The 12,776-nt window shown below is 42.3% G+C and carries 8 protein-coding genes; 5 read left to right on the top strand and 3 right to left on the bottom strand.

Translation table 11 applies throughout. The annotated features are described in order from the left end of the window. Positions 1-180 precede the first annotated feature (180 nt). From AOG26_RS00125 to AOG26_RS00115, 3 genes are all read left to right on the top strand, one after another. Entirely contained in the window at positions 181-1,089 is a 909-nt protein-coding gene (locus AOG26_RS00125; RefSeq protein WP_054560677.1) for a GGDEF domain-containing protein, read from the top strand. 59 nt (positions 1,090-1,148) lie between these two features. Then, a complete protein-coding gene (locus AOG26_RS00120) occupies positions 1,149-1,733 on the top strand; it encodes a YqaA family protein (RefSeq protein WP_054560676.1) in 585 nt (194 codons plus the stop codon). Positions 1,734-1,814: 81 nt separating this feature from the next. After that, positions 1,815-3,401, top strand: coding sequence for an L-lactate permease (locus AOG26_RS00115; RefSeq protein WP_054560675.1), 1,587 nt, complete (start codon positions 1,815-1,817; stop codon positions 3,399-3,401). A gap of 58 nt (positions 3,402-3,459) precedes the next feature. Here AOG26_RS00115 and AOG26_RS00110 read toward each other — a convergent pair whose 3' ends face one another. Next, complete coding sequence (locus AOG26_RS00110) at positions 3,460-5,388, bottom strand: phytase (RefSeq protein WP_054560674.1); 1,929 nt, start codon at positions 5,386-5,388, stop codon at positions 3,460-3,462. A gap of 58 nt (positions 5,389-5,446) precedes the next feature. Next, on the bottom strand, positions 5,447-7,747 hold the full coding sequence (locus AOG26_RS00105; RefSeq protein ID WP_054560673.1) for a TonB-dependent receptor plug domain-containing protein: 2,301 nt from the start codon (positions 7,745-7,747) through the stop codon (positions 5,447-5,449). A 284-nt stretch (positions 7,748-8,031) separates the two neighbouring features. Between AOG26_RS00105 and AOG26_RS00100 the strand changes: the two genes are divergently transcribed. Beyond that, complete coding sequence (locus AOG26_RS00100; RefSeq protein ID WP_054560672.1) at positions 8,032-8,949, top strand: GGDEF domain-containing protein; 918 nt, start codon at positions 8,032-8,034, stop codon at positions 8,947-8,949. Then, a complete protein-coding gene (locus AOG26_RS00095) occupies positions 8,933-9,931 on the top strand; it encodes a helix-turn-helix domain-containing protein (protein ID WP_054560671.1) in 999 nt (332 codons plus the stop codon). The genes AOG26_RS00100 and AOG26_RS00095 overlap by 17 nt, the downstream gene beginning before the upstream one ends. A gap of 32 nt (positions 9,932-9,963) precedes the next feature. Here the strand turns inward: AOG26_RS00095 and AOG26_RS00090 are convergent, their stop codons facing one another. After that, positions 9,964-12,720 carry a cadherin-like domain-containing protein gene (locus AOG26_RS00090; protein ID WP_054560670.1) on the bottom strand — a complete coding sequence of 919 codons (2,757 nt, stop codon included), beginning with the start codon at positions 12,718-12,720 and terminating at the stop codon, positions 9,964-9,966. Positions 12,721-12,776: the final 56 nt, after the last annotated feature.

The following is a 12,776-nucleotide window of genomic DNA, read 5'->3' as shown; positions in this document are numbered from 1 at the left end:
TGCGACCGTTAGTGGCAAATAGCATGAACTTAGACTTTTTCACTGACTAAAACGGCTTATTTTTAGACTTTTTACTCCAGTAAAAACGCTGGTTTTTGCCCTTTTAAGCGGCTTTATCATGCACTTTTAAATTTGCTTTGCTAATGTTTAGTTCATTGCAGTACGTTGTCGTGATTAGTTATGAATAAGCAAGCATCCCCTCCTGAAGTAAAGGCTGAGTTAAACTCAGTACCACTCATAATAAAGCGGTTATTTATTAGTTCTTTTATTGTCTTTTTGTTGCTGATAGTGATCACTTATCTGTATTACTTTAATCGGCTCGAAAACGATATCTACTTAAATGGCGTGCTAAGTGATGCCATTAACTTACTTATTTTGATTTGTATTTTCGCGTTTGTGCAAACCTCGGTGGTTGCAAAGCGCAGCTACTTATTTTTAAGTGTGGGTATCTTCCTTTGGAGCGTTGGGCTTACTTTTGATTTTTTAGACGAGCTGGTATTTCAACCAATCTGGGTTGGCATTTATATTGAAGATATTACTCGCACTTTAGGGATGCTAGTAACTGGGTTTGGTCTTTACCTTGCCCTTACAGACTTAGCTAAAACCCGTGAACAGCTTGAAGAAGAACTAAAAACCGATGTATTAACAAAGGCGTATAACCGTCGTTATTTTTATCATTATGTGCAGCAAAACCAAGATAAGCCACATAGCCTAGTGATAGCTGATATCGACCACTTTAAAGCGATTAATGATGAATATGGCCATGATGTTGGTGATCAGGTATTGATAGATTTTGTTTATCAGTGTCATCAAGCATTAGATGAAGACATTCTATTTGCACGAATCGGTGGTGAGGAGTTTGCACTTTATGTAGCCACCGACGACGCTGATGAGTTACGTGCTACCTGTGAGCAACTGCTCAGCCTTGCTAATAATGTGATGGTGACGCCTAGTAAAACGCTCAGCGTGAGTGTTGGTTCGGCTATAAAACGTGCCACAGAGACATTTAGCAACACCATGAAACGTGCCGACCAAGCGCTCTATTTGGCAAAGAATCAAGGCCGTAGCCGTTATATTCATAAACCGTAAGGGACGGTTAAGGCTTTTTGTTGTAACCTATATCGCAACAAAACTCCAAGGGATGAATAATGGCAATTGCTAAAAAGTTAAAGCAAAAAACACGGCAGTTTATCGACTCTAAACATATGCTCAAATCAATCACGGTGGCATCCTTTTTAGAGTCAACCATAGTGCCTATTCCTCTTGAAGCTGTGCTTGTTCCGTTAATGCAAGCCCGCCGAGAAAAGCTTTGGTTAATCGCATTAATGGCGACCATTGGGTGTATTATTGGTGCTATTTTTGGTTATGCCCTCGGCTACTATCTATTTGATGTAGTGGGGGGCTGGGTGATTAATACCTTCTCAAACCCTGAGCAGTTCGAGCAAGTTAAGCAAAAAATGCAGGCACAAGGCTTTTGGTTTGTATTGACGCTCGGTATTGTGCCCATCCCATTTCAAATTGCCATGCTGGCCGCTGGAGCAACTAAGTATTCAATTTTTCTATTTTTACTGGCAACGGTTATTGCTCGCTCAATCCGCTACTTTGCCCTTGCTGCCGTTGTTTATTACGCGGGTAATCAGGCAGAGCGAGTTATTCAAAAGCACAAAACCAAAGCTTTAGTCGCTATTTCTGTGTTAGTACTGTTACTTTGGTGGCTCAGTACACTCATTTAACAAATAAAAAATACTGATTATGGTTATCCTGTCTATACTTTGAATTAAGGAAAGCGCTTAATAAAAACAACAGGATGACCCATGAATACCCTAGTGGCTGCACTGCCTATTTTGGTGCTGATCTGGATGATGGTAAAACGCAGCCCCATCGCTTCTTATATTGCCTTACCCATAACAGCGCTACTCGCTGCTTTACTGCAACTGTTTTACTTCCAAGCTGATTTAAGGCTGTTGCTTGCTAATTCGTTTGCTGGTGTGTTGTCTGTTATGACGCCCATTTCGATTATTGCAGGGGCTATTTTACTTAACCGCATGTTGGCAATATCTGGGGCCGAAACTACGATAAAACATTGGCTTGAATCAATTAGCAGTAATCAAGTTGCACAGTTGATGATCATTGGTTGGGCATTTGCATTTATGCTCGAAGGCGCATCGGGCTTTGGCACGCCTGCGGCCATCGCGGCGCCTATTTTGGTCGGGCTTGGTTTCTCGCCTTTTAAAGTGATTATTTTCACTCTTATTTTAAACTCGATCCCCGTATCTTTTGGTGCAGTTGGCACACCAACATGGTTTGGCTTTTCGGCGCTAAACTTAGATGATGGGCAAGTGTTGGCTATCTCAAGGTGGACGGCGCTTTGTCATGTTATTGCTGCTTTGGTTATTCCTATGATTGCGCTGTGTCTTGTTTTACCACTAAAAAAGGTGCGTCAAAATAGCGTATTCATTTATTTGAGTGTGTTTTCATGTGTCTTACCTTATTGGTTGTTTGCCCAGTGGAACTATGAATTTCCATCGTTGATAGGTGGTGCAGTGGGTCTATTAGTCACTATCTATTTAGCAAGTAGGGGAGTGGGGTTAGATAAGTCAGCTGTAAATGCACAAAGCTCGAAAGGCAAAGCTGAGCTTACACCCAAAGCGCTATTTTTAGCTTTATTACCGTTATTACTTTTGATTGTTGTGCTGGTGATAACCCGTATTCATCAGTTGGGCATTAAAGCATTGCTTAACGACGAAACGCTCTGGGTGAGTATTCATTTGGGCTTTGCACAATTTGAATTAAGCAAAGCACTGATCTTATCTTTACATGAGATATTCGGCACTTCAGTGGGGTGGTCGTATAAAACCTTGTTTGTACCAGCGTTGATCCCGTTTGTATTAGTGGTGTTGATCTGTGTGCCGTTACTTAAAATGAGTAAGACACAAGTAAAGCAAATGTGCTCCGACACCATAGGCCGTATTGTTATGCCATGTATCGCTTTAATCGGGGCGCTGGTGATGGTGAATGTTTTAATGCAAGGCGGCCATAATGCGCCCATATTTTATATGGCGAGTACCTTTGCTGATTTAAGCGGTGAGCACTGGGTGTTATTTGCCTCCTACTTGGGAGCTCTCGGGACTTTCTTTTCAGGTTCGGCAACCGTGTCTAATCTTACCTTTGGCGGTATTCAATATGGTATTGCACAGCAAGTGGGCCTATCAGAAACCTTAGTGCTTGCGTTGCAATCAACGGGGGCTGCGATGGGGAATATGATCTGCATTAGCAATATTATTGCTGTAGCCAGTATTGTTGGAGTGAATAATCAAGAAGGGCCAGTGCTTAAGAAAACCTTTTTGCCTATGCTAATTTACGGTGCAATTGTAGGATGTTTTAGTTATTTATTTTACTGATTAAACATGTTCAGATAAAAAAGGTGCCCAGATAAACCGAGCACCCTTACGGAGTAATTTATTGAATAGCTTTTTTTACTTCGCGCCAGTCAATAATCTTAAAGTTTTGCGGTGCCTGTGGCATACGATTGTAACCATCTTGCACAATTAGCACCCCTTCAGGGTAGCCCGGTAACGCAGCCGGTGTTACCGTTAGGCCATCAGTTTCTGATACGCCATCTATTGCTAACTCTAGGTTATTGCTGATTGCAAATTTACCCGCAAACTCTAGGCTAGGGGTATTGCCATCAATAATTTTATAAAGCACATAGCTGTAATCACCTTGGCTAGAAACCACTAAATAGCGGGCATCTTTTGCGTGGTAGATTTCCATGCCTTCTACATCATCAACCAACATATCGTTCACAGTTTGCAGCATTACAGGTTTATTTCCTGCTGTTGGCTCAGCGCCAATAAACCAAATACCTTCGTCTTCTTCACCTAAAAATAGCTGTGCGGTTTTATCATCTGCACTGCACCCTTCAGGTTGGCTTGGAACACTAAATTCGCGTACTAGTTGTGCTGATACGCTCTCATTATTACCAGTTAGTTTGTATTGCTGAAATAGGCCTGATTTGTCATTCATAAACACATAGTTGCCAGTGTTTGATGAGTACATACACATACCGTAAATTTCGTTTAAAGTCGTTGGCAGCTCAGCAAGATGTTGCACCTGATTGTGAGTATCGACGCTGTAAACACTGATACTGTTATGAGTACGATTACTTGCGGTGATCCACGTATTGCTTGCGTTGTTGATACTTGCATGTTGGCGCACATCAACATTATTTAAACGGCCTGTTTCTAGCGCTTGTAGCTCTTTGCCTGCAAGGTCATACACCATTAAACCACGGCGTTTATCGGTACCTAAGATCAGGCTTTTTGCTGCATTTTTAGAATTTACCCAAATAGCAGGGTCATCGGCGGCATCACCAAAAGCACGTACTGCATCGGTTTGCGCTTGCGCATTGATGTAAGTAACAGCGGCTGTTTTAGCGCTATTATGTTGTTTAGCCTGCCCATCTATTTGACCTTTTACATAATGACCTGATTCGTCATCGTATAACACGATATCAGCTTGCTTATTGTTAAAGCGCACTGCGGCAGATTCAATCGCCAGTTCACCAGCAAATTGCCAGCTGCTAAAACGTTTAGTACTCTTTTCGTAGCGATGTAATTGGTTATCTTCAGAGGTGGTGAACCATAAGCTACCATCATCTGTTGTGGTTAAACCGCCAACTTCAGGCGCTAAGCTGCCAAATGGCGACATCAAAGCCACGGGCTTTTTATCGGCGCGCGATTCAGCATCTGCGTTAATTTGCCAAATGCCTAGCTCGCCTTCACTTAAATAAAGAGTTTTACTGTTATCATCAACCGCACAGCCTGATGTTTCACTTACACCGGCAAACTCACGTAATTCAAGGTTTAACGCGCGCTTATTTTCCATGTCAAACACCAGTGTTTCGCGGATAAGACCACGAGCGTCTGCCACAAATGCCGAAACTGCCTGAGTTGTCGGGTTAGCAAATAAGCACACCGCTTCAGGCTTTGCTTTTGGTGGGCTAATACGGCTAATTTCAGTTAACTGCCATTTAGCTGCTTTTTGTAAGCTAAAAATCACTGCTTGGTCAGCTTCGTTGTCGATACTAGCAACAAGGTAGCTGTTTTTGCTGATTGCCTTAACAGACAGCGCTTCGAAGTTACCTTTTTGTAATGCATGTTGTTTACCTGTGGCATCAATAAGTTGTAGGCCTTGGCTTTGTGAGCTTAATAGCCAAGCGTCATCAGCAAGGGCCGCCGCTTGTGAGCCTTGCATATTTTCTGTTGTGCCAAATGCTGTTAATTGGTTTTTACTTGGTGCCTCGGTTACCGTTGTTTGGCTACACGCTGCTAGGGTGCTTAGTATCACTGCACTGGCAACAAGATTAAGTGGTTTTTTAAAATTCATGGGATCCCCAAATATACTACAAGGCAGCAATGCGCTGCCTTAATAACTCTTATGTGTATTAAAACGCGTAGCGCAGCATTAACTGAATAACAGGGCCTGCTTCTTCAGACTCCAGTTCATACTCGTCAAAGTCGCGGTTGATTTGGTCATCAACCGTGTCGAACTTGTTAAAGGTTTCGTCTTTGCTTGCATCTAATAGGTTTGAGCCCACCAAACGAAGCGTGACGTCTTGCCAGCGTTTTTCTACGAATACTTCAAGGTCTGCGCCGTAGTGTGTGGTTACTTCTTCACCCACGATACGGCCATAAGCATCACCTTGTTTACGGTAAGTTGCACCGAACGAAGCCCCTAAATCAGGTAGATCTTGAATAAAGCCAACGTTAAACACGTAGTCAGATTGGTCGTTGAATTTACGGCTACCGAAAGTGTCATCTACTTCTGAATCAAGCCATGAGTAGTTAAAGAATACCCCTGTGTTTGGCATGCTAATAGCGCTTAGCGGCGTTGATAAATCAAGCTCGATACCTTTTACGTTGCCATCACCGGTGTTACGCGGTTGCAAAATGTAAGTACCATCACCTTCTGAACCTTGTTGGCCTGTATTAGCTATTTCGATAAGGTCAGTGACATCACGGTAGAACACATTGATACCCACGACGCCGCTTTTACCTAAACGATACTCATAACCTAAGTCCATACCCCACGATGATTCTGGTTGTAGGTCTGGGTTACCTAAAAAGTCGTTATCGCCTAGCTCTTTTTCAAGTAGAGCAGGGGTGATGTAATCAAAGTCAGGACGACGTAAGCTACGTGCAACCGATGCACTAACACGGCCGTTTTCAGAGACGTTATAGCGTAAATGTGCCGATGGTAAGAAGAAGTCATAATCGTTTTTAGCGCTGACACCTTCTGCTTTGTCAGTAATGGTTGAGTCGGTTGTTTCGTAGCGCACACCTAACTCCCACGAGAAGTCTTGGTCTTCGTGCTTAACTAATGCAAATACATCTAGGCGGTCTTCTTCGAGCTTATTGACGCCACCAGAGGCTGCTTCAAACTCGTTGTTAAAGCCTGCAAGTGACAGTGGTGTTTTGCTGAACTGATCCCAGCTAGTAAAGCTTTGTTCGCTTTCACCTTCGGCTTGATAAACCGCAGTATCGCGCTCTTTACCTTGTACAAAGGCACCGAATTGAATCGTTTTGTTCTCGCCTGCAAACAAGCTATGTTGCCATTGTAATGACCATTCTTTGTCATCAAGGTCTACGGTTTCTTCTTCTTCCTCAAATACCATAGGTAGTTCAGAGGTATCGATTTCTACTTCTTGTTCGTAAACAGACTCTTCAAAGCTTGCAAAACCAAGTTTGAATTTACTGGTGCCACCAAAAAGGGGTAACTCATAACCCGAGTTGATGTTGTAGTTGGTTTGGTCGATGAAAGACACATTGGCGTTGTCGGTCTCAAGGTTACCGCCTTCAACAATTGAGTTATTAATTGCTGTTGGGTCGTCATATTCAAATGAACGCTCATCTTCAGTACGGTCGGTATCAACCCAAATCGCGCTGATATCAAACTTACTGCCATCATCAAAAGCAATTTCGTAGCTGGCATTTAGCGAGGTGTCGTCACCGTCGCGAATATCTGATTGATCTTCGCGGTTATCGAATTCTTCGGTTTTGTAATTAGCGTTATTCTCTGGGCTATCGCCATAGCGTAGGCTTGATTTTTGTTTTGGGTTATAACGACCTTGTAAGTTCGCACCTAGTAGTAAACGGCCGCCAGCAAACTCAGTGCCGTAAACACCTGCAAAGCTTTCTTTTAATTCGCCATCGTCATAACGCAGGCCACCCGCACGAAGGTAACCACCATCTAGGCTGTAACCGTCACGCAATACAATGTTTAGCGTGCCGGCAATGGCATCGGCAGAGCGGTTTGCACTTGAAGCACGAATAATTTCTACACGCTCAATTAGCTCAGCAGGAATACGGTCAACAAAGAATGAGCGGTCAGCACCTGCACCAGGTACTTCTTCACCGTTGATAAGCACCTTTGTGTAAGCTGGGCTTAAGCCACGCATACGCGCGCCATCAGACTCTAAAACATCTGATAAAAACGTCACACTCGGTACACGTTTTAATGCATCACCGGCAGTCAGCGGTTCAAAACGTTGAAAGTATTCTTGTGAGTATTCAAGCGTCGGTGCTAGCTCTTGTGAGCGGTTGCGATAACCAATCTCGCCATATACAACAAGCTCTTCAGAGACTTTTACTTTTTTCTCATCGCTGCTTTGTTCGTCTTGTGCGTAAGCGGCAAATTGGCATAAGGCGAGGGCGCTTACTAACGCCTTCGTTTTAAATTGTTTCATGGGTTTGCTCCTGGTTGTCCTTGGTTTGATGAGCAAAGTACGCAGCTTAAATGACGCAAATGTGACAGAAAATCGCTAACAACCAGTAAAAACAAGTGATTAGGGGGTTTTAAAAGTACTTTTGAGCTGCAATAACCCCATCTTTTTAAGGCAATTATAGTACTTAAAGGGTTTAACAAGGTTTGACTGTCGTTTTGCTGTCACATCATTGAGCTAATATGACCCTGCTGCTTTAAACGCTAACGAGTTAGCATGGCAGCGTGAATTATTGTTAGGTACTGAGAATGCGATATAACCCTTTTACTCATCATCGATTTTTAACCAATGCCGTTATTGCTTTGTTTGTGATTGCGTTTTTGCTAAGCGCGCAAGCAGGAGAGTTAAAGCCTCTAGCCGATATCGCATGGTTAGATATTTTAGGCGAGGGTGGCATTGTGCTTATGACCCTTACTTGGATAGCTGCGCTGCTTATTTCGAGGCCGCCCGGCAAAGTCACCAGCTTTTTAGTGCTTGGGCTTGGGCTTTTTATGTTTTCAGCTTCCCTTGATTTATTTGATGAGTGGTTACATCAACCAACCAACACGTGGCTTACTTGGATTGAATCATTGCCTGCGCCGATAGGTATGATCTTCACAAGTCTTGGACTTTATCAGTGGCATCAAGAGCAATACGTCCTTAACAGGCAGTTAAAGCGCCGTGAAGCACAGCATCGTGAGCATGAATTAGTGTGCTCAATAACAGGGCTGTATAAGGCTGATTACTTACAAGATGTACTAAAAGAGCAGTTAAGTGAGCCACAGCCATTGCAACTAGCCGCTATTGATATTCGCGGTTTTGCTGATTTTAACGCTGAATTTGGTTTTATCGAAGGCGACCGCTTACTCCGTGAAGTGAGCGAGCTTTTATTGATGAATTGCCGCCTTAACGATGTCGTATGCCGCTATGCAGGAGACTGCTTTATGGTGCTAATGCCAAATACCAGCGCAGTACAAGCAAAAGAACTGGTGGCGCAAATTACCTCGGCGCTGAGCCATTGTGCATTTAAGGTCGAAGGCGAAAAACACGCTAAGTTTCAATATGTAACAGCGGCCTTAGTGGGCAGTATACAAGGCGATACACCACAAAGTTTAAGCTCGCGTTTACACGCTAAGTTACAACAACAAAAACAACAAAGAGTCAGCCATTGTGAAGCCGTATCTTAATCAAGATGACAAATACCTCACCGCACAGGGACTGATCACCACGCTGGTGGAGCTGGCCTTAAGTCGCGGCATTGCACTGCATAAGTTACTCAGAGGCACAGGGGTGTTTGAGCAAGACTTAATGAGTGTGCAGCATCAGTTTAGTATTTCACAGCAAGTGCGCTTATTGACGCAGTTTAAGCAGTTGATGAAGTCCGCCGACAGCGGTTTTTTATTAGGCAGTCAACTAGCAAACGATACCTCTGTTGCCGCCCAAGGCGTGTTAAATTCTGAGTACATCGGCCAAGCTTTAAAACAGTTACACAATTTACGCATGCAATTAGCACCTTTGTTATTTAGTTATAGTTATGTGCATAACGAGCAGTATTACATTGTGCTGCAAAATGCTGTGGGCTTGGATGATGAAATAAGCCAGTACGTAATGGAAATTTACAGCGCCGCGTTTTACCAAGTCCTAAAAAAAGTGGCAGGTGAGCGAGTCCCTTGTCAGTTTGAGTTTGCCTATAAACGCGCCAGACATAGCCAAGAATACGAGCAGCATTTAGGCCTTAAAGTCGCTTTTGAAAAGCCTATAACCCGTTGGGTATTGAATAAACAAGCGCTTAGGCTCACTAACCCCGCGTTTAGTAGTTTTAGGTTCTCACAAATTAACTCGCAGCTAGCGGCATTAAATTCTGCAAATAGCACCTTTGTGGAAGCCGTAAGCCGATTAATTTATCAAACTCCGGCGTTAAATTTAGACCAAGTAGCTAGCCAATTTGCCATGAGCCCTGCAACCTTCAAGCGTAAATTAAAAGCTCATGGCGTACGTTTTTCTACCTTGTATGATGAGCAAAGTAAGCGCAAAGCTATTTACCTACTTGCCATGCGCGAGCAATGCAATGAGCAAGTTGCCATGCGCTTATCATTTTATGATATTGCTAATTTTAGACGAGCGTTTAAACGCTGGACCGGGCTTACGCCAAGTCAATTGAAGGGGTAAGAAAGCCCATGCTATTGCATGGGCTATGGGTGTTATTCACCAATAGGTGTGATGTCATTTTCATCTAAAATGCCATCATTATCAGCATCATCATCAGCCGTTAGACCAGACTCTAAAATTGCTTGTTCAGTTACATTAGGCAAAAAGAAGTTGGGTTTGCCGTCATGATCTGTATCAATACTGGCAATTGCTTGACCAGAAAAGTCATCCCTTTGAGCTTTTAGAGTCGCATGTAACGTGAGTAAAGGTAATTTATCCGCTTCAGCATTAACAGGAAGGTTGATTAGTTCGTTTACAGATTCATCGTCACCTAATTGTGCGTACACAGCCACAAGGGCTTCTAGGTTATCTTGTATTACTTTATCTGATTGAGTTAATACATAAGCTTTTGCTTTGTCGATAGATGTTGTAAGTGCTGACATCGTATTTGCATATACTTCAGCATATTGCTGGTTGTTTGCTTGAAAGCGAGACAGTGCTGTTATAAGTGTATATTGCTCAAAAGTCCCAGTGTTAAGCAACTCATTACTTAAAGCAGACTCAAAAACTGACTCTAATAAAGCAGTGTAGTCTTCAATATCTATATTTTCTTTTTCGCTATCAATAATGGCTAAGCTGGTTTCTAACCACGAAACAGCTGTGTCTAATAAGCCGGCTCTCACCAAATAACCAAGTACTTTCAAGCGTTTTTCTGCTTGTTCATGTTTATTACTTAATAAGCTAATTTGTGTATCCAGTTTTGAGGCGAGACTACTTATACCTTCGTTGTTTTCAATAAAACCATACGTCGCAATAAGAGACGTTAAAGCACTGATACTGCTATTTGTTGAAAAGTTGTTTTCATTTTCTAAAAAGTACTCATCAAGCATTGCGGCGCAACTTGTTGCGTAAAGTTTCGCTTTTTCAGGGCTGTTTAAGTTAAGGGCTAATTGTACTAAGCCACCACATCCAAATTTACCCATAATGTAATATTCAGATACAGATAAAACATATTCAGGCGATGCTAGGATGCTTTGGGCATAATCAGTGACTTCTAGTGCTAGTTCATTTTCGCCACGAGTTTGTAAAATGGCTGCAGCACCAGGCTGTGCCGATGCATTTATTAAGGTTTGATAATAGCTTTTAGCATTGGTAGTTTCACCTTCCATAAAGTAGTTTTTAGCGTTACTGACCGCGTCAGATAAAGTTTGTCCTGCTTGCAATTTATTTGCGATTTCATACGCATAAGAGTATTCAATTGCGTCGTCTTTATCGGCCTGCTTAGTCAGTAATTGATAGGCAGGGTTATTTACCAGCTCCACATCATAGAGGGCTTTAATCGTTGCTGTAAGTGCTTCAAGTGGATAAGTATAGGTTGCGAGGGTTGCTTCAGCGTAAGGGCTTGCTGAAAAACTATAGCTATTATCAAAGCCAACTACACCATAGTATGACAATGACAAATTTGTATAATATTTAGCAGATTCAGTATCATTGAGTCTTAAATAATAGTCGGCAGCCCAACTCATGTACAATGCCCGCATACGCTCTGTGCTTTGGCCTTTGTAATCTCCTGACGGTTGGGTGTAAGCCCCAATATTTTCGGCAAGATCTGCCATGGTTTTTATTACAGCAAGGCCTGCATTTCTAACTGCTTCGGTATGGCTCGTACTATATTGTTCTACAGAAGCGATTGCTGTTTTTTTTACAGCTGAAACAAATCTAGCGTAAGTTTTATTGTACTCTTCAGTCCATACCTTACTGGCGTAAAGAGAAATAGTATCTAATATGGCTTGTGCGTGTTCAGTTTGACCAGCGCTATTGTATTGATTTGAAATAGATAGATAAAAGCTCGGATCGCTACTGCTAATGTTTTCTAACCCTTTTTCAGCAATATATTGATTGTATGTCGTAAAAGCTAATTCTCTGTACTCAATAGCTGCATCACTTTGTTGTAATTCATCTAATTTAGCTGCTGCATCAAGATATGCCGATGCTTTTTCATGAGATGTTGTGATTTTTTCAAAATGTGAATTAGCCTTGTCAGTAAAACCAGCAATTAAATAACCCACAGCTAATTGTGCATTTACTTCATTTAAGTAATTGTCGTCATTAATTTCACTACCGATTGCCTCTGCTTGCTTTAGGTGTGATTTATGTGAGCTGTAGTAAAAATTGCGTTTATCTTCATTTGTCACATATGAAGGTGTTAGTTCAATAGTAGCTGTAATCGCTTCGCTTATTTTGTTATCGGTGAAAGCGATTTCAAAACTGTCGTTTATTTCTGAGAGTGTTTCTGCCTCATAAGTAAACTGACCTGTGTCGCTATCTAGCTGCAATGTGCCATTAGCGGGTGCTGTTACTAACTCAACAGTAATTACGTCTCCATCAGCATCATTAAATACTAATGAACCTTGTGTTGTCGTTGACGTTGTCACCGTCACTGTTTGACTAACTAATACAGGAGCGTCATTTACATTATTGATTGTGAAGGTTAAAACAGCATCCGTATTTAAGTTACCATCACTGGCTGTGACCGTCACTGTGTCTTGACCAGCAAAGTCAGCGTTTGGGGTATAAGTGAAACTGCCATTGGCATTAAGAGCAAATAAACCATGGCTTGCAGCAGATGCGAGTGTGAAGCTCAATGAGTCATCGTCCGTCGCCTCAAGTTGACCTGAGAAAGATGTATCTTCCTCTAATGTAAATGCTGTGCTGCTTGTAAACTCTGGCGCTTTGTTACTCTGCGAACCGCCACAGCCTGCTAAAGCGAGCGCAATAACTAGCGGTGCGTATTTGATCTTATTATTCATCTTATATCCCGTGTTAATCATATAATATTAAAAACGGAACGGATTTTACCACTCAA

The sequence above is a fragment of the Pseudoalteromonas sp. UCD-33C genome, from assembly GCF_001306895.1.
Lineage (GTDB): Bacteria > Pseudomonadota > Gammaproteobacteria > Enterobacterales > Alteromonadaceae > Pseudoalteromonas.
Note: the sequence above shows the minus strand (reverse complement) of the source record. Positions and strands in the feature narration are given on the sequence as shown.